Raw genomic sequence first — 25,060 nt, forward strand, 5'->3', positions numbered from 1 at the left:
TCAACCATGTGCAAAGCCCACACCTTGCCGAAGATTACGAAACGATGGTTCCTTTTCAGGCACTGCAGATGATTGGACACCAGGTCGATGCCGTCTGCCCGGATAAAGCCGCTGGCGACTATGTCATGACCGCAATCCATGACTTTGACGGCGCCCAGACTTATAGCGAAAAGCCGGGCCATCGCTTCACGCTGAACGCTGACTTCGCCGCAGTAAAGGCCGAGAACTACGATGCGCTAGTGATCCCCGGCGGCCGGGCGCCGGAGTATCTGCGCCTGAACGAGGAGGTTATTAAACTGGTACAGGCCTTCGACGCCGCGCGTAAACCTATCGCCGCCGTCTGCCATGGCCCACAGCTGCTGGCCGCCGCCGGTATTCTGCAGGGACGGACCTGCAGCGCCTATCCCGCCTGCGCTCCGGAAGTGCGCCTGAGCGGTGGGCACTATGCGGATATAGGTATCGACCAGGCGCATGTGGACGGTAACCTGGTTACCGCCCCCGCCTGGCCGGCTCATCCACAGTGGCTGGCGAAATTCGCCGCCCTGCTGGCGGAATAACCATACTGAGCCGGCGTTTTTATTGAGCCACCCGCTCCCCTGCGGGAATCTATGCCTCAGCGCGGTGTTTAGTCTCGGGTAAACGCGCTGTTGTATGTTATGCCGATGGCGGGGATGCGCCACGATTTACCGCTTATCTTCAGGGGCCGGTTAAAAAACCAGCCCCTGATAGATTTATCGCTGCCCTGACGGGCATCATCAATTCAGCAACGCGATCTGCTTGACCACTATTTCATTGATTTTATAGATTATTTCAGGAGTTACGCGTTCTTTGATATCGCGGTCAACAAATACCCGAATGCAATATTTGATGATTTGATACTGATTTAACTTATCACCACATTCAATTAACGGTTTTATTTCGTAGCGGTTCTTAAGATCTTTCACCAAAAGCTTAACTTCGGTTTTATCCAAGTCTTTAAAGGCGCAGTCGGAGACAATATCAACGGCAAATTCATGTGGTTTGAAATGAGGCTGTAATACAGAAGTCAATAACCCGGTGAGTTGACTCTTCCACGCCTTATTTTCCTTGTCAGCGATGTTAGCTTTATACACAGAGTGTTTGGCCTCATAGACCTTCGACCATGGGTGTCGGTTAATAATGTCATCAAGTATTTTTTTATTAACCGCCTCGGTATCGCTGATATCTATCCATTCACCAACCTTGTCATTCAAAAAATAATCATCACTGCACGCCAGATAAAAATCCTTCAGCGCGTCGATGAAGCTTTCATCGCTATGGTCAACGATACGGTCGGTAACGTCAGCGATAATGACATTTTGTGGATCCTTGCTTTGCATAATCTCACATAATGTGCTCAACATCGTCGCAAAGGCGCGGTTTGTTTTATGGTAATATACCTGCGAAAAAAGGCTGGAGCGCGCCCCAATAAACTCAGCGATCGAATCAATCCCACTCTCTTTGTAAGCAAGGTACAATTTTCCCTGTTCCTCGACCGGGACAATTGACATAAACAAGCGATTGTAATCGTAGATGCCACACTTGACGCCGGAGAAATAGCCATCTCTGAGCAAGTAATCCATCCGGTCGGCATCGATCGGACAGGAAGAGATGATCGAGGTCATTAACGGCAGGATATCTGTTGCCTTTCCATTAATTTCCTCAATGATCTGTTGGTCACCGTATCTTTTTTCGATAATTTTTAACACATTTTCGATATTTATTTCGTCATCGACCTTACCTTGTTTTCTCAGATCATGATAAATCATCAGGCTGAACAACAGCGAAAGATGTTCATGTTCAACTTTCTGTTCTGGCTTGCTTAATACATCAATGATTGAATGGTAGGCCGTGGGGAGAACATCGGAGAATTCGTGCTTACAAGGCATAAAACTCTCAAACTGGTGGGATACCGGCCCGTGCCCGATGTCATGCATCAGGGCAGCGAGTCTCAACTCCTGAATGTTGTGTTTTGGTATCTGATCGATATGACCAAACACATGGCCATCATCATATTTCTTTTGATACCGTATCGCATTCAGGCGTAAATTATTGAGTATTTCACTTGATAAATGCAGCACCCCGAGAGAGTGTTCGAAGCGGCTGTGCACCGCAGAGGGAAACACCTTATATAAAAAAGAGTTCTGTTTAATGTTGCGTAAGCGCTGGAACAGGGGGTGATTGATAAAGGCAATCTCGAGTGTCGTCAAACGAATAGTGCCGTGAATGGGATCAAGGATCTTACTGGTCAATTCATTTTCAAAATCCATATCTTAAATCCTTTCATACGTGCATTAAATATATTTAGCATATTGACTGTTTATTCAACAATAATCTTGCGCATTCAGGCAATAAGGTCAATCACTAATATTTAACGAGCAACGCGGCAGATCATTATTTCCTTATCTCTCCACAGCGTTGCGCTATATCGGCATCCACTGACATATCGATTGACTACGGATGAAAACAGCCCCGGTTTTCTTCGCTCAGATGCGCATTCCCCCGGAAACCTCAATGCGCTGGGCATTCACCCAGCGATGATCATCGGATAACAGCGAGGCGATCATCGGCCCGATATCCTCTGGCAGGCCAGGTCGGCCCAGCGCCGTCATGTTCGCTACCGCCTGAGCGACCTGCGGGTTATCCCGCACCACCCCGCCGCTGAAATCGGTGGCGATGGCGCCGGGCGCCACGCAGTTCACCGTGATCCCGCGACTGCCCAGCTCAAACGCCATATAGCGAGTCAGGGTTTCCACCGCGGATTTCATGATCGCATAGGGCGCCCGGTTCGCCATCACGATGCGGGTGAGGCCGGACGAGACATTCACTATTCGCCCGCCATCGGCCAGCAGCGGCAATAGTTTTTGGCTGAGGAAGAAAACGCTCTTCACGTGGATGCAATACAGCGCATCGAATTCCGCTTCCGTGGCGTTAAGAAATCCCATGCCGCTGGCGTTGCCGGCATTATTGACCAGATAATCAAATTTATCGGCGCCCAGCTCCGTCAGCGCGCCCTGAAAAGCGCTAACAAATGCGTCAAAGGTGTCGATTTCGCCGGCGCTGAAAGGCAACGCGATCGCCCGGGCGCCCAGTGCTTCAACCCGTGTAACCACCTCGTTCGCCTCGGCAAGACGCGTTTTGTAGGTCAGTACTACATTTACGCCGCGCTGTGCCAGCGCTTCGACGGTCGCGCGTCCCAGGCCGCGGCTGCCACCTGTCACCAGGGCGATTTTTGCGCTATTGTTCATGTTTTCTCCTTTTCTCTCTGCTGAAAACATGAGCGATTATAAGCCCCTGAATGCCGACGATAAGACCGCGTTGGGCGACAGGATAGTTTTGCCAGCTGGAACAATGTCATGGATAAACTGGATACTCTGACCTTGTTTGTGCGCATCGTCGAACGGGGCTCATTCAGTGCCGCCGCCGCGGATCTGGGGGTTTCCCGGCCAGTAGCGACCGCGGCTATTAAAGCGTTGGAGGTCAGTCTCGGGGCGCGGCTGCTACATCGTACGACCCGGCACGTACGGCCGACGGCAGAAGGCTCGCTGTATTATCAGCGCTGCGTGTCCATTCTGGCGGCCCTTGAGGAGGCCAACCGCAGCGCCGGGGGGAGCATCTCCGGCACCATTCGGGTAGACGTGGCGGGCAACCTGGCGCGGACCCTGCTGCTGCCCGCGCTGCCACAGTTTCTCGCCCGCTACCCGGACATTACGCTGCAGATCGGCGAAAGCGAGCGTGACGTCGATCTGGTTCGCGAGGGAGTCGACTGCGTCATTCGCGGCGGCCATCTCCCCGACAGCGAGATGATCTGCCGGCCGCTCGCCGGGTTGCAGGAGATCACCTGCGCCAGTCCGGCCTACCTCGCCCGGTACGGCACCCCGCATACGATTGAAGGACTGACGGGCCACGTGATGATCGGGTTTGTTTCATCGCGCACGCAACGTACCTTGCCGCTGAGCTTTACCCAGGATGGCCGTCAGAGCGAGGTCAGTTTGCCCTGTCGGTTGCTGACTTCCGATGCCGACGTCGGCGCCGAAGCGGCAAGGCTTGGCTTTGGCCTGTATCAGGCGCCCTTGCCCCGCCTTGAGGCCGATCTGGCGTCGGGCGCGTTAACGGAAGTGCTGGCCGATTTTCGCCCTGCGCCGCTGCCGCTCTCCCTGCTCTATCCCAGTAATCGGCAGCTCTCTGCCCGGGTACAGGTATTTATCGACTGGGTGACGGCGCTGATGAAGCCTCACCTGGCGCAGCAGGCATCCGGAAGGCTAAAATAACGTTTGCTATTATTCACGGCACGTGCGTTAATCGTTGAGTCGATTTACCAGACAAAAAGTTATTATCTGAGTACTTGTTCTCATCTCCAGGCGTTATCCCTGATACCACCTTCCTTTGAGCAGTCCCGTTAGTAGTTTGCTTTTTCTGTAAACAGGCCCTGTCAGATCCTTGTCGGCTCCTTAAAATGTCCGCCATCTGACCCAAAACCCGGCTTACCACCAACTAAAATCAGCCGCGTTAATTTTCCTGAAACGACCATTGTCTTTTCAACAGAACATCACCCATACAAGGTTTACATTATGATCGAACATATCCATTTTAGATGCCCATGCTGCCATGGCTCCCAGTACAGAACGTCCCAGTTTGACGTCACTGAAAAAAACCCTTTTGGTGCGAAATGCATTTTCTGCAAATCAGCCATGATGACATTAGATACCATCCGTCCTCATCACCTGGGCGTGCACTCCGCTGCCCAGGCACAGCAATAAGATGATGAAGCCGGTGAACGCGGGTGGGGAAATTTCCCCGGTGATTCGCCCGGGGGCAACATCTGTTCCCTCACCCGCAGCGATCGTCGGTGGCATGGCTTAGGCGGGTATCAGGCAACGCTTCTATCAGGGTAGTCACGTTCTCCCCGGCGCCAGTTTCCACATTAAAATAGTCCACCGCACGCAGAATAAGCCGCAAGCCCCTGCCGCCTTCCGCTAACGGATCGACATCAAAGTGCTCATCGTTACGCGCCAGCGCCAGGCGTTCGGCAGGAAAGATCTCTCCCGCATCGATAAAGCGCAGCGTCACGCGGTCATTGGCAGCGAAAATTTCCCGGGAGACTGCCGCTTTAAAGGCCACTGCGACGGAAGCATCCAACCGACATGTCACCGGCCAGAGGATCAACTGTCACCAGTCAGCTGCCCGTGACGATCGACTACCGCATTGACAACCGTCGCGGCAAACACGTGGGTGCTAACCAGCATACCGAGCCCGTCGCCGCGGCGCAGGCGGGGAGATGAAGATGGAGCCAATCGGTGCCGCGGTCAGTCGTGGATTTTCACCCCCAGACATCCGCGAACGAACTCAGGGTTGAAGTGTTTTACCGCTTCGCCAACATAGCCTAAATCCAGGGCGCTGATTTGCGCCATTTCGTTATCTGTTAATACGAAATCCCAGATAGCAAAATTTTCTTCAATGCGCTCCTGGCGGGTGGATTTAGGGATCACCGTGACGCCACGCTGCACGTTCCAGCGCAGAACAACCTGCGCAATGGTTTTCTGGTGCGCATCGGCGATCCCCCGAAGCAATGCATCTTGATACGGATTATGTCTGCCACCGCCTAACGGCGCCCACGCTTCAGGCTGAACGTGATAATGCTTCATGGCTTCCAGCGCCGCGGGCTGCGCGAAATAAGGATGCAGTTCAACCTGGTTCACCATTGGTTTAATTCTGACAGTTTCGCAGAAGTTAGCTAACACATGGGGGTAAAAATTGGAGACGCCGATCGCTTTCAGGGTACCGGCCTCATAGGCCTCTTCCAGCGCACGCCAGGCGCTGAAATAATCGCCCATCGCCTGATGTAGCAAATAAAGATCAAAGTATTCCAGGCCCGATTTTTTTAATGACGCGGCAATCCCGGCTTTCGCCATCCCGGTGTTGGCCATGTCCTGGACCCACAGTTTGGAGGTAATAAACAGCGCCTCGCGGGTACACAAACCTTCGGCGATGGCTTCGCGCACGGCCTCACCCACCGCATCTTCATTATCGTAGACGGCAGCGGTATCGATGAGGCGATAACCGGTGCGAATGGCGTTCAACACCGCCTGCTTACACTCCGCTTTATCGGTCACCTTGAAAACGCCGAAACCCAGCATCGGCATTTTGCGAGCGTTACTTAATACTGAATATTCCACGGTGAAGCTCCCCTCTTGTTAAAACACCATGGTAAGACAGGAACGCGGTCACGATTAGCCTGTCATTCCTGATTTGACTTATGCATTCAATTCATTAATCGCAGTGCGCTGAGATGATCTGATTTTGACAGAGAGCAGAAAAGTCCCCCCTGCCGCGCCCAGCAGTAACAGACCGCTCAGTGCAAAAGTGCTGTGCCATCCCAGACTATCAAACACCAGGCCGCCTACCGTTGACCCGAGGGCTATCGATAGCTGGATCACGGCGACCATCAGCCCGCCGCCCGTCTCCGCATCCTCGGGCAGCGTCCGCGCAATCCATGTCCACCAGCCGGTGGGCGCCGCCGTCGCCAGCAGGCCCCACAGGCTTAACAGTACGGCGACCGATCCCGTGTGGTGTCCGGCCAGCAGAAGCGTTCCGGCAATTGCGGCCATTAACAACGGGATAGCCACCAGCGTCGGATAAAATCGGGCATTCAGAACGGTCGTAATAAGCAGCGTGCCGATAAAACCGGCGATACCCATTGTCAGCAATATCAGGGACAGACCAGAAGGACTGACCTGGGTCACCGTCTCCAGAAACGGTCGCACATAGGTAAATAAGGTAAACTGTCCCATAAAGAACAGTCCGCAGGCCAGCAATCCCAGGGATAGCGTAGAAAGACGGAACAGACGCAGCACCGATCCCTGCCGCTGTGGTGCGCGCGGACTTTTCATCGACGGCAGGCTAATGCATTGCCAGACGAAGGCCAGCACCGCCAGCGGGACAAGATATAAAAAGGCGCCGCGCCAGCCGACGGTGGCCCCCAGGTAGCTGCCCAGCGGCGCTGCCACAACGGTGGCCAGCGCGTTGCCGCCGTTAAAGATGGCCAGTGCGCGGGGGACCTGGCGTTGCGGCACCAGCCGAATGGCCGTTGCCGCCGACATCGACCAGAAGCCGCCGATGACGATCCCAATGAGCGCTCTGCCCAGCATATAAACCGGGAAACTGGACGCCAGGGCAATAATCACCCCAGAGGCTGCCATCAACGCCGTGAGCCCCAGCAGCAGCCATTTACGGTCCAGCGATCCGGTAAGACGGGATATCGTCAGGCTGGTCAGTACCGCCAGCGCGCCAGAAAGCGCAATGCCCTGACCGGCTAATCCCTCGGTAATGTGTAAATCACCCGCGATGGGTGTCAACAGACTGACCGGCATAAATTCTGAGGCAATGAGCACAAATACGCAGAGCGTCATCGCCAGGACGCCGCTCCAGTGTGCCCGGGTGTGACCTAATGCAGACATTATTTCTCTCCGACAAGACAAAGCCGCCCGCAGGCGCGTGGCGGCTTTGGGGATGTCTCCGGCACAGGAGATCTATTTCAGGTTGGTTTTAAAAAATTGCGCGAACGTCGCAAAGGGAATTTTGCCCGCGACGTTGTCATAGAGATCGACGTGGTTTGCGCCTGGGACAATCACCAGCGCTTTCTCTTTACTGCCGATGGCCTTAAAGGCATCTTCGGCAAAATAGCGTGAATGGGCTTTTTCGCCGGTCACGATAAGCGTCGGAATAGTCACTTCGCTGGCGTAACTCAGCAGCGGCATATTCATAAACGACAGCGGCATCGTCGCATTCCAGGCCCCGGTTGAATTAACCGAACGCGGATGGAAACCACGCGGCATACGGTAATAATCGAAGAACTCTTTCAGGACCGGGTTGGGGTTGGCGGGCAAGGTTTCCGGCAAAATACGATCGGCAGCGCTGACGTTGCCCTTATCATCAACATAAATGTCATGCCCACCGGGGACGAAGGTGCCGTTTGCCGCATCTTTCCAGCGCTGCACGTTCAGATAGCGCAGTACGGCGCGACGATCGGCAGTGGTATAGCGGTCTTTGCCATCACCCACTCCATGCCCCATCGCGCGGCTCATGTCATACATTACGCTGGTCGCCACCGCTTTGACGCGTGTATCCATCGCCGCGTCGTTCAGGGCCATACCGCCCCAGCCACAAATGCCGAGCAAACCGATACGGTTGCGATCCACCTCTTTTTGCAGGCCCAGAAAGTCCACCGCGGCACTAAAATCCTCGGTATTGATATCCGGTGAGGCCACGTTGCGTGGGTAGCCACCGCTTTCGCCCGTATAGGATGGGTCAAACGCCAGGGTGACAAACCCCTGTTCGGCCAGCGTCTGGGCATACAGGCCGCTGGACTGCTCTTTTACCGCGCCGAAGGGACCGCTCACGGCAATAGCTGCCAGTTTGCGTTCACCGCGATCCTTCGGCAGGTAGAGATCGCCAACTAAGGTTATCCCGTAGCGGTTCTGGAAGGTCACCTTACGGTGATCCACTTTCGAACTCTCAGCAAAAGTTTTGTCCCATTTTTCAATCAGTGAAACAGGCGCATTCGGGTTAGTTGTCTCAGCAGAGCTCATCGTTGTGACTCCAGTTAATGAGGCGCAAAGCAGCATGGCGGGTATCGCGGCTGTCAGTTTTTTGGTGAAAACCGTCATCAAAATTCCCCTAAATAAACGTGATCAATGCAAGTCTTCAGTAGACAACGCTGCTGTGCTTTGTTGTCGTGCGCTTAGTGTAGCCAGCAGTAATGGTTCTGATTAGAGGCTGAAAAATGCTAAAATTAATACCATATTGTTCTAAATGGCATCTGGGTGACGAGGCAGGATAATGGCGAAACGGGAAAACTATAATGACCTTTATCTGTTTATGCAGGTGGTGCGGGAAGGCAGTTTTACCGCCGCAGCGCAACGACTTGGCCTGGCGCAGTCCGGTGTAAGCCGTGCGGTTCGTGAACTTGAAGAGCGGCTGGGCGTTCAGCTTCTGGTGCGTACCACCCGCCGGTTGTCGCTCACTCAGGCGGGTGAGCAGCTCTATCACAATGTCGAATCCGGTTTCGACGCCTTAGATATGGGACTCGCCACGCTGGCCCACTATCGTCAAACGCCCTCCGGTACGGTACGCATCAATGCCAGCCAGCATGCCATTGATAAAGTCCTGCTGCCGAAGCTGGCAGTATTTAAACAACGCTATCCCGATATCAGACTGGAACTGATCAGCGAAAGCCGGTTTGTCGATATTATTGCGCAGCGATTTGATGCGGGCGTACGTCTGGGCCCGGAAGTCGGAAGCGGCATGATTGCGGTACGCATTTCGCCCGATATGGAGATGGCGGTGGTGGGTACACCGGAACATTTTCGCCGCTACGGCTTTCCACAAACGCCCGCCGATTTAGTCGCCCACCCCTGCATCGCTTATCAGTTCGGCGACGGCAGCCTTTACGCCTGGGAACTTAATGTGGATGGCAAAAAAATCACCCACCCACCTCAGGGACAGTGGGCTTTCGCCGATAGCTATATGGAGGCCAAAGCGGCGAGGCTCGGTCTGGGGCTGGCCTATGTCCCGGAAGAGCTGATTACCGACGATCTAGCCCAGGGCACACTTATCCGGGTGCTCCAGCGTTATAGCCAGCGTCTGGAAGGTTCATTTCTCTATTACCCGCACCGCAATGTGTCGCCCGCGCTGAGAGCGGTCATTGATACATTGCGAATGTAGCTGAGGTTGCCTGCAGGCAGCAGGCAACCGGTAGCGGCCGGTGACAGCTTCTGTACTCGGACCTGTCATTTAATTCCGATCGATGCAAACAGTAATGCCAGACGGAAATGAATTTATATAAATATTAATTTTGTGAGTTATGTACTTCATTATAAAGTTTAGAAGCAGCACCTCTGCGTAACAAGCTAAAAAAGCAAATAATCGTAAAGATGAAGGGGTAAATAGCCAAAACCCATGCCAGTTTTTGATTTTTAATAATATTATTTATAGTATCACTCAACGAACCACTTGAAAAGTTCTCACAAATCCTGTCAACCGAGCGCACACTTATCCCCGCTTTTTCTGAGAAAACCGTTTTATCGAAATCTTCACTTTCACACTGTTTTTTATCGAGCTTCCACTCAGTCCAGTTCAGGGGAAGGTAATTATTGGTCCAGATCGAACTCTCAGCAATATGATCATTAATCCAAACCCATGACTTGTCGTCGCCTAATCGTACTAGTGCGGATGGCTTCAATGCCAGCAACATAAAATTTGATAATAGCAGCATAGTTAACACACAAGAGACAAATACACCAACATTAGCGATAAATAATGGTTTTATTGCCTTAAGCGTTGATATTTCAAACCATCCTTTCGCGGCTGTGACATGACGAATATCTATATTTTTCTTTTTCGTCCAGTTAATCAGTGACTTGATCTCTTCTTTATTTCTTGCGCCGACATTAAATAAAACATTAAAACGTTCAACATCATTTCTCTCATTGAAATATGCATTTATTTTACCGTCGTGAAACGTTTTCCCTCCCAGGCAGAACTCCCATAGCCGGTTCAATAAAGAATATGCGGATCCTGCCCGTTTCCAGATAAACACTCCTAATAAACCAAAAGTAACAAAAATTAACGCGATATTTATCAGTCCATCAAAATTCCATATCGAAGAAATTAAACTTTCCATCTAGCCCCTCTTAATCATCCCGCTAATCGTATGCTCAGCAATCACACCACAGCATCATTACAAAATAAATATTTTTTAACTGCAACTTTTCTTATCCAGCGCACAAGGTCATTGCCGATATCTTCTTATACGCAGGCCACAACTATACGTCACGCTCTTCTGCTACTTGAGCCTTACATTCCACCTCAGTGCTGCTACGCTATCTCTGAGAAAATGGCGAAGGAGATATAATGAAAGTCCTTAATATCCTGATCCGTCGATGCGTGCTGATTGCCCGCTTTGAAGAAACCGTTTCGTTTTATGAACATCTCATTTCGCAAAAGGCAAGGTTACGTTTTGACTATCCCGAATACGATCTCAAACTGGCGCAGGTGGGTTCCGTGCTTTTAATTGGCGGAACCGAGCAAAGCCTGGCTCCGTTTCGCGCCACCGAGGCCACTTTCCTGGTAAACGACATTACCGCCTGGGAGAAACATCTGCCTTCCACCGGGGCAACGATTATCAACCCGGTGAAGGCCGTGCCCACCGGCTGGAACATGCTGGTTCGGCATCCGGATGGCATGATTGCCGAATACGTTGAGCATCATGATAAAAACCCGGCGGATGAGATCTTCTGATGCTTCGCGACCAGATGGTAGAACCTGGCATCATTTGGCCATACTGCCAGAAAAGTGAGACTTTCTACTGTGGCGCGAGAAGGAGAGCAGGAGAAACTGGCGCGGCAAGACGCGCCAGCTCTGGGTTTATACGTGGTTACCTTGCGTTATCAGGCAACCAGTACCGGTTAGTGCTTCACGATATACATGGTACGGCTGTAGGCCACATCTTCCGGGTTGGTGATCGGGTAGCCTTTCAGCCACGGCTTAATCAATCGGCCGTTAGTGTACTGGTAGATCGGCGCGATCGGCGCTTTGACCATAATGATCTTTTCCGCCGCGTTGTAATCGTCGTTACGCGCTTTGGCCGAATTCTCTACCGCCGCCTGGGCGAGGATTTTGTCGTACGCCGGATCGTTAAAGCGCGAAATATTTCCGCTGTGGGTGGAGGTCAGCAGCGACAGGAAGGTGGACGGCTCGTTGTAGTCCCCCACCCACGAAGCGCGGATCACGTCGAAATTGCCGGTGTTACGGCTGTCGATATAGGTTTTCCACTCCTGGTTCTGCAGCTTCACTTCCACGCCGAGGTTTTTCTTCCACATCGACGCCACCGCGATGGCAATCTTCTGGTGGTTCTCAGAGGTGTTATACAGCAGCGTCAGCTTCAGCGGACGATTCGGGCCATAGCCCGCGGCAGCCAGCAGGGCTTTCGCCTGGGCATTAAGCTCAGCCTGACTCATGCTCTCAAACTGTGACGGCTGGGGGGTGAAGCCCGCCGTCACGTCCGGCGTGAAGCGCCAGGCCGGTTTTTCCCCGGTCCCCAGTACTTTCTCCGCCATCACCCGGCGATCGATGGTCATGCTCAGCGCCAGGCGTACCCGCTCATCCGCCGTCGGCCCCTTTTGGGTATTGAAAGCGTAATAGTAGGTACCCAGCTGCGGCGGGGTATACACCTGCCCCGGAATATCCTTCAGCAGTTTCTGGTACATATTTTTCGGGAAAGACTCGGTGATATCGATATCCCCTGCAAGATAGCGCTTGGTGGCGGCGGACTCCTGGTTAATCGGCACAAAGGTGACCTGCTGGATCACCGTTTTGGCGTTATCCCAGTAGTGCGTGTTCGGCACCACCACCAGCTTCTCATTGACCACACGGTCTTTCAGAACATAGGCGCCGTTGCCCACCAGGCTGCCGGGCCGCGTCCAGTTCGCCCCGCTCTCGACATTCGCCTTTTGCACCGGATAGAAGGCAAAGCTGGCGGTCAGGTTGCTGAACCACGGCAGTGGTTTATCCAGCTGCACCCGCAGGGTGTGGGCGTCGACGGCGGTGACTCCCAGGGTCTCCGGCGCGGCTTTGCCGTCAATAATGTTCTGCGCGTTAGCGATCCCCGCCAGCGCCGCGAACCAGGCGAACGGCGAAGTGGTTTTCGGATCCACCAGACGCTGCCAGCTATAGACGAAATCTTCGGCAGTAACCGGCGTGCCGTCGGACCAGCGGGCATTATCACGCAGGGTAAAGGTCCAGACGCGGTTATCGTTGCTCTGCCAGCGGGTCGCTACGCCTGGAACCAGGTTGCCTTTCGCATCCTGATTGACTAAACCTTCAAACAGATCGCGGATCACCTGGATTTCCGGCAGGCCCACCGCTTTGGCGGGATCTAACGAGGCGGGTTCATCTTTGATATGGCGCACTAACAGCTGTTTTTCCGCCAGTACCGTGCCCGGCGGTACGTCAGCCGCCCAGGCCAGAGAAGATACGCTGGCTAACCACAGCGCGCCGCATGTCAAAGCGACAGGATACTTCATAAGATCCCCTTTAAAATGAAAAAAATACCGCCAACAGAGCGATAATTATTTGTTTCATCACCTGAAATTGCAAACGACATATGATAGAAAATTGATGTGCCGTCGGATTTCACGCCTCAGGGAATGGGTTTGATCCCGATACGCTTTTCGCCAACACTAAATAATAACGACACACAGGAAGCCCTATGTCTATTTCACGTCCTCGCCCGCAGCGCGGCGACTTTCCGCCGGGAACCCGGCAGTATGGCAGCTCGGAACTGGGCGCGCCGCTGCTGTGGTTTCCTGCGCCGCAGGCCGACAGCCGTAGCGGGCTGATTATTGCCGGTACCCACGGTGATGAGAATTCGTCGATTGTGACCCTCTCCTGCGCCCTGCGCACCCTGAAACCCGAGCTGCGCCGCCACCACGTGGTGCTGACGGTCAATCCTGACGGCTGTCAGCTCGGGCTGCGCGCCAATGCCCGCGGCGTTGACCTCAACCGTAACTTTCCGGCAGCCAACTGGAAGCAAGGGGAAACGGTTTACCGCTGGAATAGCGCGGCGGCGGAGCGCGACGTGGTGCTGTTGACCGGCGAGCAGCCGGGTTCGGAACGGGAGACCGAGGCCCTGTGTCAGTTGATCCATCAGATTCATCCGGCGTGGGTGGTCTCCTTTCACGATCCGCTGGCCTGCATCGAAGATCCGGGCCACAGCCCGCTGGGTCGCTGGCTGGCCGACGCCTTCTCCCTGCCGCTGGTGGGCAGCGTGGGCTACGACACGCCGGGCTCCTTTGGCAGCTGGTGCGCCGATATCGGACTCCCCTGCATCACCGCCGAGTTCCCGCCGGTCTCCGCCGACGAGGCAACGGAGCGTTACCTGCCGGCGATGACCGATCTGCTGCGCTGGCAGGCTTAAAGATGAAGCACGCCGGTGCTGAACCGCAGCGCCGGCTCAACGTCCACCGCCAGCCATGTCGGGCCGTCGAGGTCAGCGAAGCGCGCCAGCGGCGCCAGAGGGAGCGCGGCGGCGATCCCGCGCGAGGTGCAGAGCATACAGCCCAGCATCCGTTCAAATTCCTGCCGTTCCGCCTCCCCGGCCAGAGCCAGCGCTTCGGTCAGGCCGCCCGTTTTATCCAGTTTGATATTGATCATCTCATAGCGCCCGCGCAGCCGCGGCAGGCTCTCCCGGGTGTGGCAGCTCTCGTCGGCGCAAATCGGCAGCGGATGAACGAAGTTTTCCAGCGCCGAGTCGTCGTCGGCGGGGAGCGGCTGCTCAAGCATCGCCACACCGAGGTCCGCCAGCAGCTGACAGCGCGCCGCCAGCCCCTCGCTGTGCCAGGACTCATTGGCGTCAACAATCAGCGTAGCCTCCGGCGCCGCCTGGCGGATAGCGATTAGCCGCTCACTGATCAGTCGATCGTCGAGCTTCACCTTCAACAGCTGGGCCCCTGCCTGCCACAGCGCCGCGGCGCTGGCCGCCATCTGATCCGGCGTGCCAATGACCACCGTCTGGGCGGTAATCACCCGGTCAGGCAACGCCACGCCCAACAGCTGGGCCAAGGTTTTGCCTTCGCGCCGGGCCTGCAGATCCCATAGCGCGCAGTCAATGGCATTGCGGGCGGCGCCTGCCGGCAGCAGCCGCTGCAGCTGTTCGCGGGTAAGCCCCGCCTCCAGTTGCTCGCCGATCGCCATCACCTGGGCCATGACCGAGGCGATGCTCTCGCCATAGCGGGGATAGGGTGTGCATTCGCCTACCCCTTTCACGCCGTCCTCTTCCAGTTCCACTACCACCACTTTTGCCTCGCTGCGGCTACCGCGGGCGATCACAAAAGGGGTATGGAGCGGCCAGGCTTCCTCATACACTCGCACGTTACGCATTCCCTTGTCCTCTCTGGTAAATGTTAAATAGGGTTTGCCGTGTAGCTGGCGGATGTCATACACTACTCGCGACGTTAACTATATGTAAACAGGAAGATAACCATGTCACAAACCGTGCATTTCCAGGGCAACCCCGTTTCTGTTCAGGGCACCATTCCGCAGGCAGGCGCTAAAGCGCAGCCGTTTACGCTGGTCGCCAAAGATCTCTCTGACGTCGCGCTGAGCCAGTACGCCGGCAAACGTAAAGTACTGAATATTTTCCCGAGCATTGATACCGGCGTGTGTGCCGCATCAGTGCGTAAATTCAACCAGCTGGCCGCTGAACTGGACAACACCGTAGTGCTGTGCATTTCCGCTGACCTGCCGTTCGCCCAGTCCCGCTTCTGCGGCGCGGAAGGCCTGAGCAATGTGGTCACCCTGTCCACGCTGCGCGGCGCGTCCTTCCTCGCTGACTACGGCGTCGCCATCGCCACCGGTCCGCTGGCTGGCCTGGCTGCCCGTGCGGTGGTCGTTATCGATGAAAACGATCAGGTCGTCTACAGCCAGCTGGTGAACGAAATCACCGAAGAGCCGGACTACGACGCCGCGCTGGCCGCCCTGAAAGCCTGATAACAGATTGCCCGGGCGCATCGCGCTCGCGGACATTCGATCTGCCCAGCCCTCGCTCTGCGAGGGCTTTTTATTGCCGCGGCGCATAGCGGGAGATAGCCCGCGCCATCGCCGGGCCGGTCAGCAAAATGGTAAACAGCCGCAGCGTCTGTAGCGCCATAATAAACGACATGTCCGCCCGGGTGCCGGCGGCGATAATCGCCACCGTGTCCAGGCCGCCGGGGCTGGTGGCCAGATAGGCGGTCATAAAGTCCATCTGCAGAATGTGGGTCAGGGCAAGGGCCATCAGGGCGCACATCAGGATCAGTCCGATGATGGAGGCGATAATCTGCGGCAGCGTCTTGAGGGCCAGCAGAAAAATGGCTTTATTAAACTGGAGCCCCACCGTCCAGCCCAGCACCGCATAGGCCATCGCCAGCAGCCACTCCGGCAGCTCCAGCATCAGCCAGCCGCCGCCCTGGGCCAGGGCGCCAAGCAGCATCGGCAGCAGCATGGCCCCGGAGGGGATGCGCAGCCGCATGCCCAGCCAACAGGCCACCGCCGTCAGCAGCAGCGTGAAAGGGAAATTCAGGGTCAACGATGGAAACCAGACAATATCCTGAGTCATTTCCTGTGCTTCATTGCCCAGGGCATAGCGCACCACCAGCGCCGCCGCGCCGACGACAAACAGCACCCGCAGATACTGCATGAGCGCCACCAGCCGCACATCGGCCCCGTACTCCTGGGCCATCACCACCATTGCCGACGCGCCGCCGGGAGAGCTTCCCCAGGCGCCAGTGGCGCCCGGCAGCGCGCTGTAGCGGACCAGCAGCCAGCCGGTAAGGCCGCTTATCGCCAGGGTGGTCAACAGGATCGCCAGCACCAGCGCCCAGTTGTTGAACAGCACGCCAAAAACAGAGGGATTAATCGCCCGGGCGATCATGCAGCCGACAATGGCCTGCGCCACCAGATAACAGGGGCGAGGGATGCTCAGCTTCACCCCGCGCAGGCTCAAAATGAGACCGGCGATCAGCGGCCCCAGCAGCAGCGCTGCCGGCAGGTGTATTCGTAACAGCAGCGAGGAAAAGAGAACAGAGAGCAGCAGCAATATCAGCCAGTGCCCGATCGCGCGACGCGACGCCAAGATGCACCACCCCGGAAAAAGGATTAAAAAACCAGTATATACAGGTTTGGCCCGCTTTGCAGGCCGGGATGCCGGCGACGTGGGTCGCCGGCCTGGCGGGATTATTCGTCGCCCTTTTTCTGACTCAGACCATATTCACGCAGCTTATTGGCGATGGCGGTATGCGACACCCCCAGCCGCTTCGCCAGCTTACGGGTGCTGGGGTAGCTGCGATAGAGCTGGGTCAGCACCGAGCGCTCAAAGCGGCGGGTGATGTCGTCCAGCGACCCTTCCATGGCCTCCTCGCCCACCGGCAGCGAGGCGACGTCATGGTCCGGCAGCAGAATGTCCTGTGGACGCAGCTCAAATCCTTCCAGCTGGGTCAGTGCGCGATAGACGGCATTCTTCAGCTGGCGGACGTTGCCGGGCCAGCTGTAGCGGGTAAGCACCGTACTGAGATCGGCAGAGAGCTTCGGCCGCGGGATCCCCTGCTCGTCGGCAAAGCGGGCCACGAACAGCTCCGTCAGCGGCATGATGTCCTGCGGGCAATCGCGCAGCGGCGGCAGATACAGCGTCAGGACGTTGAGGCGATAGTAGAGATCTTCGCGGAAAAGCCCTTTCTGCACCAGCTCGATCAGGTTTTTCTGCGTCGCGCAGATCACCCGCACATCGACGTGCACTTCATGATCCTCGCCAACGCGGCGGAAGGTGCCGTCGTTGAGAAAGCGCAGCAGCTTGGTCTGCATGCGCGGCGACATCTCGCCAATTTCATCCAGCAGCACCGAGCCGCCGTTGGCTTGCTCGAAGAAGCCCTTCTTGCCCTGCAGCGCGTCGCCAAACAGCTCGCTCTCGACCGCGTCCTCGGGAATGGAGCCACAGTTGAGCGCCAGATAGGGTTTGCCCGCCCGCGGACTGGCCAGATGGCAGGCATGGGCCAGCAGATCTTTACCGGTGCCGGTGTCGCCGACAATCAGCAGCGGCGCGCTGAGCATCGCCAGCTTGCGCGCTTGCTCCACCACGTGGCGCATTTTCGGCCCCACCGCGAGGATCTGACTGAAAGCGCTGGTATCCTGGCTGGTCATGGTCTGCAGCTGGCGTCCCATGCGCACGGTTGAGCGCAACATCGCCACGGCGCCGGTCAGCACTCGCTCGTTATGCTCTCCTTCCAGATAGACCGGAGTCACTTCCAGCAGGTAGTTCTGCCCATTCACCACCACATGCTCCGCATGCGTCTCCTGCGGGCTGCTCTCCAGCCAGCGCTGAACGTTAAAATCGGCGATCAGCTGGGCCACCGGGTGGTTACGCAGCTTCGCCTGGCTTTGGCCAAACAGCAGGCAGCTGGCGGGGTTCGCCAGTTCCACCCGACCTTTGGTATCCAGCGACAGCACCGGCTCCGGCATCGCTACCAGCAGCGCGCTGAGCGCCAGGTGTTCACGTTCAGACGGCATCCAGGGCACGGTGCGCACGTCCGTCACGCCGGCGATACGGCGGATCTCAGCCATCAGGCTGCTGAACGTGGCGAATTCCAGTTCGGCGAAATTGAGGTAAATTCGGCCAATAGGGTCAATATCGATACCGCGCAGGTCAATACCACGCAGCACCAGCAAATCGAGCAATTCACGAGTCAGACCGAGACGGTCTTCACAAAAGACTTCAAGACGCATGGGAGTGTTCACCCTAAAAGTGCCAATGACGGGAGAATAATAGGCCAGGAATGGGTTTTCGGGAAGCTAACTGTCAACAATTATTGACAGTGTGGCGGAAAAATGGGCGCTGTGGCGTAAAGTCAGACGGTCAGTGGTTAAATCACCGGCCAGGCGGCCGGTGAGTCTTGGGTCAGGCGTGGAAAGCAGGCAGCCACTGACGGTTCTCAGCGATCACCTCATCCAACGCCAGTTCGAGCTTCTCGCCGCTGACGATCAGCGGATTCAGCATCAGAGCACGCCATGCGGTATGGCGGTTGCCGGTGAGCGCGGCCTCGATAGTCAGCCGTTCAAATGATTTCATCAGCTGCAGCAAACGCAGGGTATCTTCCGGGAACGGCGCCACATTGAGAGGTAGCGGACCAGAAGCGGTAATCAGCGAGCTGACCTCTACCGCGCAGTCATCCGGCAGGCCATTGATGGCGCCGTTATTACGCGTGTTGACGTGCATGATAATCCGCTTGTCGTTGTAGATGGCATTCATCAGCTCGCAGGCCGCCTCGGAATAGTACTGGCCGCCGCGCCCTTCCAGCGCCTTCGGTTTGACTGCCAGGTGCGGGTCGCGGTACTGGTCAAACAAGATTTTTTCCAGCTGCTTAACCACTTCCCCGCGGGTTCCTTCGCCGCCCGCCTCCGCCAGCTCCTGGCGCAGCAGATCGTCTTTCATGTAGTAATAACGCAGATAGGCGCAGGGGATCATGCCTAAGCCCTGCAGCAGATGCGACGGCCAACGGAACGGCGGAATGTTGCGCGGCACCAGCGGATCCCGACCGGCGTTGATCTCGGCTATCACCTCCGGCAGCCATTCTTTACCTTTGTGCAGGATCTGGCGCACGAAGATAAAGTGGTTCAGGCCGGCGACCTGCATCACCACCTCTTTTTCGTCAGCGCATTGCAGCAGAGTGGTTATCCCTTTTTGCATAATCACCGGCACGTTACACAGGCCGACGGCTTTGATGCGGCTGTGGCGCAGGATCGCTTCGGTCACCATCCCCGACGGGTTGGTAAAGTTCAGCAGCCAGGCGTCGGGACACAGTCGCTCCATATCGGCAGCGATCTCCAGGGCGATGGGAATGGTGCGACAGGCGTTGGCGAAGCCGCCGAGGCCATTGGTCTCCTGGCCGATCAAGCCATACTTGAGGGAGATACGTTCATCGCTGATCCGGGCGTCAAGGCAGCCGGCGCGAAACTGCGAGCAGACGAAATCGGCATCGCGCAGCGCGCTTTCCCGGTCAAGGGTGGCCACCACTTCAATAGTCAGCCCGGCTTTGGCGATCATTCGCCGCGCCAGTCCGGCGATAATCTCGACTTTCTCTTTGCCCTCTTCAATGTCCACCAGCCATAGCGAAGCGACTGGCATTTCATGATAGCGGTTGAGCAAACCTTCAATCAGTTCCGGGGTGTAGCTGGAGCCACCGCCAATCACCACAATTTTGAGTCCTGACATGGTATACCTCGGTTTAGTTACGATATAACTATTTAAAACCGGCAAAACTGGCCTAACAAACGAATTAAATCGGCCTATGCATGAACTCAATTAATGCATAAGGGAGACAATCTGCGCTTGAGCAACAAAGCATCCTTGCGCTGCTGCAGACCTTTGAGGTGACCGCCCGCCACCTGAGCTTTACCCTTGCCGCGCATGAAATGAACCTTACCCAGGGAGCGGTCAGCCATCGGATCCGCAGGCTGGAGATGCACATCGGGTTTCGCCTGTTTATCCGCATGACGCGTAAACTGGCGCTGACAGAGGAAGGTAAGCGGCTGCTGGCGACGTTAAGCCATTCGCTGCGGGCGATTAACGATGAAATTGAGGATATTCGCGATCAGGATCTGCGCGGCACGCTGCATATTGGTATTGCGCCGACGCTGGCCCATCTGTGGCTAATGCCGCGTCTGCCGCGCTTTCAGACGCAATGGCCGGGACTGAATCTGCAGTTTCGCGTGCGCGCCGGGGTGATGGATTTTAACGAGGAGCGGGTGGATCTGGCAATTTACTACGGCGCCACGCGCTATCCCGATCTTTATCAACAGCGGCTGATGGCGGAAAGTTTGCTCCCGGTCTGCTCCCCGCGTTATCGCCAGCAGTATCGTCCGCTGAGCGGCGGCGACCCGGCGGCGCTCGTCTGGATCCATGCGTGCGAATCCACCGACGTACAGGATCAATTTGCGGAATGGCGCCTGTGGTGCCAGCACAGCGGACAGGCGTTACCTTTTGACGGCCGGTATTACGCGGTGAATAACCACTCGCTGGCCATCGAGATGGCGCTCAATGGACTCGGCGTGGTGATGGGGCGTAAAACGCTGATCCAGCCGCTGCTCGACGCCGGCAGGCTGGTGGCCTTGTCTGAAAATGAAGCGCCCTCGCCCTTTGGCTATGACCTGATTTGTCCGCAGGAGAACCGTTCCCGCCCGCGCTTTCGCGCCTTCAGCGAGTGGCTGGCGGCGGAATGCGCCTAATCGAATATTGCCAGGGTGCACGTACCAGAGCTTGACGTCGAAGGCCGGGCAAGGCGAAGCCGCCGCCCGGCGATGTCTCTGAGCGGAGGTTACTTCTCCGGGTGGGTTTTGCTTTTCTGCAGGGTCTCTTTCAACTGCCCAATCAGCTCGCGACGAAAATCGCCGAGTCGCGGTTTATCATCGGCGATCCACGGCAGCGGGCGGCACAGCTCCATCGCCTTGATCCCGAGACGGGCGGTCAGCAGGCCGGCGCCAATGCCCTGCGCGGCGCGCGCCGACAGCCGGGCCGCCAGATCCTGCGACATCCAGTCCATGCCCACCTCGCGCACCAGTTCGCTGGCGCCAGCGAAAGCGATATTGAGCAACACCAGGCGAAACAGTCGCAGACGGCTGTAATACCCGAGCTCAATGCCGTACAACGTGGCAATTCGGTTGATCAGCCGCAGGTTCCGCCAGGCGATAAACGCCATATCCACCAGCGCCAGCGGGCTGACGGCAATCATCAGCGTCGACTCCGCCGCCGAACGGCTGATTTCCCGCCGCGCCTGGGCATCGAGCACCGGCTGCACCAGCTGCGCATAAAGGCTCACCACTTCACGGTCGCTTTGCGTTTCGTGGATCGCGGCATACCAGCGCTGCAGCGCCGGATGCGACTGATCCAGCCCGGCCTGCTGCGCCAGCTTCTCACAAAACGCTTTCGCTTTACCGACCGCGTGACTGTGCAGCATATCGCGCGCTTCATCGCGTTCGTGGGCGCGCTGGCGCAGTCGCCACAGACGGCGCCACTCGGTGGCCAGCGAACCGACGCCGGCTCCGACGATCAGCGCCCCGGCGACGCAGCCGCCCAGCGCAATCCAGTCCTGGGTCTGCCAGGCGTTAGCCGTCCACTGCACGCCTTGCGCCACGACGCTGACGCCGAAGATCGCCAGTCCGGCGCTGACCATCCGCCGCCACAGGCTGCGTTTGGGTCGCAGGACCGACTCCACCACCGCTTCCGCCGCCCCCTCTTCCTCTTCGCCGGTCACCAGCCGCGCTGGCGCGAAGTTGTCCGCCTCCAGGGTGTCGAAGGCGCGAGCGCCTTTCAGCGGCGGAATTTTCTCCGCTTGCAGCGGCCCATCAAAATCAATCCGCGGTTTTAACGGTTCGCTCATCGCAGTTTATCTCCAATCAAAAATTCCAGCGCCGCGTCGAGACGAATGTGCGGCAAAGGCCGATCGACATCCATGACCTGCGGACGAAAGTTTTCAAACTGAAATCCCTGCTGCTGCCAGAAGGCCTGGCCCGGCAGGCGCGCCGGCACCTCACCGGGATAGATGGTCAACGGCTGGCCGTCGCTCAGGCGATTGCCGCGCAGGGCGGGAATTTTCTCGCCATTCACCTCAATCAGCCCGCTCTGGGTCGCCTGAATGGACGCCAGCCCCAGGCAATCCATACTGATCCCTTCAAAGGCGGCGTTCTGCCACGCGTCCTGAATCAGTTGCTGCAGGAGCGACACCATATTGCTGTGCTGATCGATCGTGACGTGATCGGCTTTGGTAGCGGCAAACAGCAGCTTGTCGATAACCGGCGAAAACAACCGGCGGAACAAGGTGCGCTGCCCGTAATGGAAACTTTGCATCAGCTGGGTCAGCGCCAGGCGCATATCGTTAAACGCCTGCGGCCCGCTGTTGAGCGGCTGCAGACAGTCCACCAGCACAATCTGCCGGTCGAAGCGCAGGAAGTGCTCTTTGTAGAACCCCTTCACCACCCTTTCGCAATAGTATTTGTAGCGTTCGCGCAGCATGCCGGCGTTGCTGTGTTTATCGGCCTGCGCCAGCTTGGCTTCGCCGACGGCGTCGACGTCGGGCCACGGGAAAAACTGCAGCGCCGGCGCGCCCGCCATTTCTCCGGGCAGGACAAAGCGCCCGGGTTGGATAAAGTGCAGCCCTTCACGCTTACAGGCGTGGAGATAGTCCGTCCAGGCGGCAGCGATATCCGCCAGCCGAGCCTCGTCGGCAGGGGCTAGCGGATCCAGCCCGGCGCACAGCTGCCGCCAGCGGGCCGACCACTCCGCACGCTGTCCCTGCAGGAGCCCGGTCATCTGTCGTGACCAGCTCAGATAATCCTGCGCCAGCATCGGCAGGTCGAGCAGCCACTCCCCCGGATAGTCGACGATCTCCAGATACAGCGTGGAGGTATCTTTAAAATGGCGCAGCAGGGAGTCATTCGAACGGTAGCGCAGCGCGAGACGGATCTCGCTCACCCCGCGCGTCGGGGTTGGCCACATGGGGGGCTGGCCGTACAGCTGGGCCAGCCCTTCGTCGTAGGTGAATCGGGGAATGCCAAAGTCCCGCTGCGGCACGCGCTTGACGCCGAGCAGCCGCTCTTCGCGTGCGGCGCTCAGCAGCGGCAGGCGGGCGCCGGTGTGGATATTCAACAGCTGGTTGACCAGCGCGGTGATAAACGCCGTTTTACCGCTCCGGCTCAGGCCGGTCACCGCCAGACGTAAATGCCGGTCAACCCCGCGGTTGACCAGCGCATTCAATTCAGTTTTCAGTCGCTTCATCGCCAGTCCGTTATGCCCTGAAGGTATGTCTCGTCATCATAAGCTATCTGCCGGGGATAAGCAGGACAACGTTAATCCTTTTGCGCCTTCCCCACGGCGGCATTATTTCATCCCGCGCGTGACGCGGTTGGCCAGCCGGCTGAGCAGCGGCTCCAGCGCCACCGCCAGCAGCATTTTCAGCGGCCGACGCGCGACCGATTTAACCGCCCAGCCGGCAACGCCCGCCGGGCCATAACGCAGCGCGGTCAGCAGCGCCAGCTTACCGACGATTTTCAGACCGGGCTTCACCTGCTGCCCGGCGCGTTGCCATTTGCTATTCATGCGTTGCCTCATTCGTTAGAAACAGGGTTTACAGCTGGCGAAAGCGGCTGCGCAGCGTAAAGGTGTCGGAGGTCACATACCGCTCCATTTCACGCAGACGCTGTTCACCGGAGGCCAGTTCGGCATCCACGGCGGCCAGCAGATCGCCATTGCTCGGCGCTTTATGACCGTAAAGCTCGCTGTCCGGTATCGGATCCAGAGCAAAAGTCAAAATGATGTAGGCCACCAGGACAAAGAAAAAGAGGCCGAAAATCATCGCCAGCACGGTAATCAGGCGCACCAGCTTCACCGGGACATCAAGATGCTGAGCAATACCCGCGCAGACGCCCTTCACCATCCCGCGCTGCGGGATACGCCACAGTTTTTTATTCAGATCCAGTCCGGCCATTATTTGTCCCTCCAGTTCGGATGTTCGGCATCCAGGATCGCTTCCAGCGCCTGAATGCGTTCGCGCATCCGCTTCGCGTCATCGGTCAACTGCAGCAGCCGTTGCTGCTCATTTTGCGTCAGACTGCCGTTGGCGCCGCGATTGTTGTAGTGCAGCCACAGCCAGACCGGCAGAACAAACAGCACAAACAGCGTCAGCGGAATGGCGAGAAAAAGCATGCTCATGTGTACTCCTTACAGGGGGTGAGCCGCGGCGCAACGCCGCGCCGCGCAATCATACTTACTGGTTGGACTGATTCATTTTGGCTTTCAACGCCGCCAGCTGCTCGCTGATTTCATCGTCCGCTTTCAGTTCGGCAAACTGCTGATCCAGCGTCTGCTGCTTGCCAAAGCGGTGGCTCTCCGCTTCCGCTTCCATCTGATCGATGCGACGCTCAAAGGATTCAAAGCGCGCCATCGCCTCATCCAGTTTACCGCTGTCCAGCTGGCGACGCACATCGCGGGACGAACTCGCCGCCTGATGGCGCAGCGCCAGCGCCTGCTGACGGGCGCGGGTTTCGCTGAGTTTGTTCTCCAGCTCGCCAATCTCTTTTTTCATCCGCGCCAGGGTTTCATCCACCAGCTGCACTTCATGATCCAGCTGAGCGATAAGGTCGGTCAGCTTTTGTTTTTCGATCAGCGCCGCCCGGGCCAGATCTTCTTTCTCTTTGCGCAGGGCCAGCTCGGCTTTTTCCTGCCATTCCGCCTGCTGGGCGACCGCCTGCTCAATACGACGGGACAGCTGTTTCTTTTCCGCCAGCGCGCGGGCCGATGTCGAACGCACCTCAACCAGCGTGTCTTCCATCTCCTGGATCATCAGACGCACCAGCTTTTGCGGGTCCTCCGCTTTCTCCAGCAGGGAGTTGATGTTGGCGTTCACGATGTCGGCAAAACGAGAAAAAATACCCATAATTTCAATCCTCATAGTTCTGGTTTCAG

At 57.0% G+C, this 25,060-nt stretch carries 27 protein-coding genes and 1 pseudogene; 9 read left to right on the forward strand and 19 right to left on the reverse strand.

What is annotated here, in order from left to right:
• Nucleotides 1-44: 44 nt before the first annotated feature.
• Nucleotides 45-557 (forward strand): DJ-1/PfpI family protein, encoded by a 513-nt coding sequence (locus KB892_RS14015; RefSeq protein WP_004152146.1) that lies wholly within the window; start codon nucleotides 45-47, stop codon nucleotides 555-557.
• Between the two features lie 198 nt (nucleotides 558-755).
• On the opposite strand, the gene KB892_RS14020 is transcribed toward KB892_RS14015, so the two are convergent.
• Together KB892_RS14020 and KB892_RS14025 are read right to left on the reverse strand one after the other, a co-directional pair.
• On the reverse strand, nucleotides 756-2,288 hold the full coding sequence (locus tag KB892_RS14020; RefSeq protein ID WP_004152145.1) for an HD domain-containing protein: 1,533 nt from the start codon (nucleotides 2,286-2,288) through the stop codon (nucleotides 756-758).
• Between the two features lie 216 nt (nucleotides 2,289-2,504).
• Nucleotides 2,505-3,266, reverse strand: coding sequence for an SDR family NAD(P)-dependent oxidoreductase (locus tag KB892_RS14025; RefSeq protein ID WP_004152144.1), 762 nt, complete (start codon nucleotides 3,264-3,266; stop codon nucleotides 2,505-2,507).
• A 108-nt stretch (nucleotides 3,267-3,374) separates the two neighbouring features.
• Between KB892_RS14025 and KB892_RS14030 the strand changes: the two genes are divergently transcribed.
• Both KB892_RS14030 and KB892_RS14035 read left to right on the forward strand, forming a co-directional pair.
• Nucleotides 3,375-4,289 (forward strand): LysR family transcriptional regulator, encoded by a 915-nt coding sequence (locus tag KB892_RS14030; RefSeq protein ID WP_004152143.1) that lies wholly within the window; start codon nucleotides 3,375-3,377, stop codon nucleotides 4,287-4,289.
• A gap of 300 nt (nucleotides 4,290-4,589) precedes the next feature.
• Nucleotides 4,590-4,778 carry a cold shock small protein YmcF gene (locus tag KB892_RS14035; protein ID WP_004176439.1) on the forward strand — a complete coding sequence of 63 codons (189 nt, stop codon included), beginning with the start codon at nucleotides 4,590-4,592 and terminating at the stop codon, nucleotides 4,776-4,778.
• 70 nt (nucleotides 4,779-4,848) lie between these two features.
• On the opposite strand, the pseudogene KB892_RS14040 reads toward KB892_RS14035, so the two are convergent.
• Nucleotides 4,849-5,112: pseudogene (locus KB892_RS14040) on the reverse strand (ATP-binding protein); the annotation flags it as partial.
• Nucleotides 5,113-5,162: 50 nt separating this feature from the next.
• Between KB892_RS14040 and KB892_RS14045 the strand changes: the two are divergent.
• A complete protein-coding gene (locus KB892_RS14045) occupies nucleotides 5,163-5,300 on the forward strand; it encodes a glycosyl hydrolase family 2 (protein ID WP_004218009.1) in 138 nt (45 codons plus the stop codon).
• Nucleotides 5,301-5,324: 24 nt separating this feature from the next.
• On the opposite strand, the gene KB892_RS14050 is transcribed toward KB892_RS14045, so the two are convergent.
• The 3 genes from KB892_RS14050 to KB892_RS14060 form a co-directional block, all read right to left on the reverse strand.
• Nucleotides 5,325-6,194 (reverse strand): aldo/keto reductase, encoded by an 870-nt coding sequence (locus KB892_RS14050; protein WP_004152141.1) that lies wholly within the window; start codon nucleotides 6,192-6,194, stop codon nucleotides 5,325-5,327.
• A 78-nt stretch (nucleotides 6,195-6,272) separates the two neighbouring features.
• A complete protein-coding gene (locus KB892_RS14055; RefSeq protein ID WP_004218007.1) occupies nucleotides 6,273-7,475 on the reverse strand; it encodes an MFS transporter in 1,203 nt (400 codons plus the stop codon).
• A 72-nt stretch (nucleotides 7,476-7,547) separates the two neighbouring features.
• On the reverse strand, nucleotides 7,548-8,684 hold the full coding sequence (locus KB892_RS14060; protein WP_004152139.1) for an alpha/beta hydrolase: 1,137 nt from the start codon (nucleotides 8,682-8,684) through the stop codon (nucleotides 7,548-7,550).
• 172 nt (nucleotides 8,685-8,856) lie between these two features.
• Here KB892_RS14060 and KB892_RS14065 point away from each other — a divergent pair, with 172 nt between their 5' ends.
• The gene (locus KB892_RS14065) at nucleotides 8,857-9,741 is read left to right on the forward strand and encodes a LysR family transcriptional regulator (RefSeq protein WP_004152138.1); all 885 of its coding nucleotides are present in this window, start codon (nucleotides 8,857-8,859) and stop codon (nucleotides 9,739-9,741) included.
• A 124-nt stretch (nucleotides 9,742-9,865) separates the two neighbouring features.
• On the opposite strand, the gene KB892_RS14070 is transcribed toward KB892_RS14065, so the two are convergent.
• Nucleotides 9,866-10,699 (reverse strand): DUF6216 family protein, encoded by an 834-nt coding sequence (locus KB892_RS14070; RefSeq protein ID WP_004152137.1) that lies wholly within the window; start codon nucleotides 10,697-10,699, stop codon nucleotides 9,866-9,868.
• Nucleotides 10,700-10,929: 230 nt separating this feature from the next.
• Here KB892_RS14070 and KB892_RS14075 point away from each other — a divergent pair, with 230 nt between their 5' ends.
• Complete coding sequence (locus tag KB892_RS14075; RefSeq protein ID WP_004152136.1) at nucleotides 10,930-11,316, forward strand: VOC family protein; 387 nt, start codon at nucleotides 10,930-10,932, stop codon at nucleotides 11,314-11,316.
• Nucleotides 11,317-11,483: 167 nt separating this feature from the next.
• On the opposite strand, the gene KB892_RS14080 is transcribed toward KB892_RS14075, so the two are convergent.
• Both KB892_RS14080 and KB892_RS14085 read right to left on the reverse strand, forming a co-directional pair.
• Nucleotides 11,484-13,100: a peptide ABC transporter substrate-binding protein gene (locus KB892_RS14080; protein WP_004152135.1), complete on the reverse strand. Its 1,617-nt coding sequence runs from the start codon at nucleotides 13,098-13,100 to the stop codon at nucleotides 11,484-11,486.
• A complete protein-coding gene (locus KB892_RS14085; RefSeq protein ID WP_004148146.1) occupies nucleotides 13,097-13,213 on the reverse strand; it encodes a hypothetical protein in 117 nt (38 codons plus the stop codon). Before KB892_RS14085 ends, KB892_RS14080 begins: the two co-directional genes overlap by 4 nt.
• 72 nt (nucleotides 13,214-13,285) lie before the next feature.
• On the opposite strand from KB892_RS14085, the gene mpaA reads away from it, so the two are divergent.
• Nucleotides 13,286-13,993, forward strand: coding sequence for a murein tripeptide amidase MpaA (mpaA, locus tag KB892_RS14090; protein WP_004152134.1), 708 nt, complete (start codon nucleotides 13,286-13,288; stop codon nucleotides 13,991-13,993).
• Here mpaA and ycjG read toward each other — a convergent pair.
• Entirely contained in the window at nucleotides 13,990-14,955 is a 966-nt protein-coding gene (gene ycjG / locus KB892_RS14095; RefSeq protein ID WP_004152133.1) for an L-Ala-D/L-Glu epimerase, read from the reverse strand. The genes mpaA and ycjG overlap by 4 nt on opposite strands.
• A gap of 102 nt (nucleotides 14,956-15,057) precedes the next feature.
• On the opposite strand from ycjG, the gene tpx reads away from it, so the two are divergent.
• The gene (gene tpx / locus KB892_RS14100; RefSeq protein ID WP_004152131.1) at nucleotides 15,058-15,564 is read left to right on the forward strand and encodes a thiol peroxidase; all 507 of its coding nucleotides are present in this window, start codon (nucleotides 15,058-15,060) and stop codon (nucleotides 15,562-15,564) included.
• A 70-nt stretch (nucleotides 15,565-15,634) separates the two neighbouring features.
• Here the strand turns inward: tpx and KB892_RS14105 are convergent, their stop codons facing one another.
• From KB892_RS14105 to KB892_RS14115, 3 genes are all read right to left on the reverse strand, one after another.
• Entirely contained in the window at nucleotides 15,635-16,687 is a 1,053-nt protein-coding gene (locus tag KB892_RS14105) for an AbrB family transcriptional regulator (RefSeq protein ID WP_004152128.1), read from the reverse strand.
• 101 nt (nucleotides 16,688-16,788) lie between these two features.
• Nucleotides 16,789-18,330, reverse strand: a complete 1,542-nt coding sequence (tyrR, locus tag KB892_RS14110) for a transcriptional regulator TyrR (protein WP_002901979.1) — start codon at nucleotides 18,328-18,330, stop codon at nucleotides 16,789-16,791.
• A 172-nt stretch (nucleotides 18,331-18,502) separates the two neighbouring features.
• Nucleotides 18,503-19,816 (reverse strand): 6-phospho-beta-glucosidase, encoded by a 1,314-nt coding sequence (locus tag KB892_RS14115; protein ID WP_002901977.1) that lies wholly within the window; start codon nucleotides 19,814-19,816, stop codon nucleotides 18,503-18,505.
• Nucleotides 19,817-19,974: 158 nt separating this feature from the next.
• On the opposite strand from KB892_RS14115, the gene KB892_RS14120 reads away from it, so the two are divergent.
• Nucleotides 19,975-20,829 (forward strand): LysR substrate-binding domain-containing protein, encoded by an 855-nt coding sequence (locus tag KB892_RS14120; protein ID WP_002901974.1) that lies wholly within the window; start codon nucleotides 19,975-19,977, stop codon nucleotides 20,827-20,829.
• An 89-nt stretch (nucleotides 20,830-20,918) separates the two neighbouring features.
• Here KB892_RS14120 and KB892_RS14125 read toward each other — a convergent pair whose 3' ends face one another.
• From KB892_RS14125 to pspA, 6 genes are all read right to left on the reverse strand, one after another.
• Nucleotides 20,919-21,980 (reverse strand): TIGR01620 family protein, encoded by a 1,062-nt coding sequence (locus KB892_RS14125; protein WP_004152127.1) that lies wholly within the window; start codon nucleotides 21,978-21,980, stop codon nucleotides 20,919-20,921.
• Nucleotides 21,977-23,374, reverse strand: coding sequence for a YcjX family GTP-binding protein (locus KB892_RS14130; RefSeq protein ID WP_002901917.1), 1,398 nt, complete (start codon nucleotides 23,372-23,374; stop codon nucleotides 21,977-21,979). Before KB892_RS14130 ends, KB892_RS14125 begins: the two co-directional genes overlap by 4 nt.
• Before the next feature lie 102 nt (nucleotides 23,375-23,476).
• Nucleotides 23,477-23,695, reverse strand: coding sequence for a phage shock protein PspD (gene pspD / locus KB892_RS14135; RefSeq protein WP_002901915.1), 219 nt, complete (start codon nucleotides 23,693-23,695; stop codon nucleotides 23,477-23,479).
• Between the two features lie 28 nt (nucleotides 23,696-23,723).
• Nucleotides 23,724-24,083: an envelope stress response membrane protein PspC gene (gene pspC, locus KB892_RS14140; RefSeq protein WP_002901913.1), complete on the reverse strand. Its 360-nt coding sequence runs from the start codon at nucleotides 24,081-24,083 to the stop codon at nucleotides 23,724-23,726.
• Nucleotides 24,083-24,307, reverse strand: a complete 225-nt coding sequence (gene pspB / locus KB892_RS14145) for an envelope stress response membrane protein PspB (RefSeq protein ID WP_002901911.1) — start codon at nucleotides 24,305-24,307, stop codon at nucleotides 24,083-24,085. The genes pspC and pspB overlap by 1 nt, the downstream gene beginning before the upstream one ends.
• Nucleotides 24,308-24,362: 55 nt before the next feature.
• Complete coding sequence (pspA, locus tag KB892_RS14150; RefSeq protein ID WP_002901908.1) at nucleotides 24,363-25,031, reverse strand: phage shock protein PspA; 669 nt, start codon at nucleotides 25,029-25,031, stop codon at nucleotides 24,363-24,365.
• Nucleotides 25,032-25,060 lie beyond the last annotated feature (29 nt).

The organism is Klebsiella sp. P1927 (genome assembly GCF_018204675.1).
In the GTDB taxonomy this organism is placed as follows: domain Bacteria; phylum Pseudomonadota; class Gammaproteobacteria; order Enterobacterales; family Enterobacteriaceae; genus Klebsiella; species Klebsiella pneumoniae.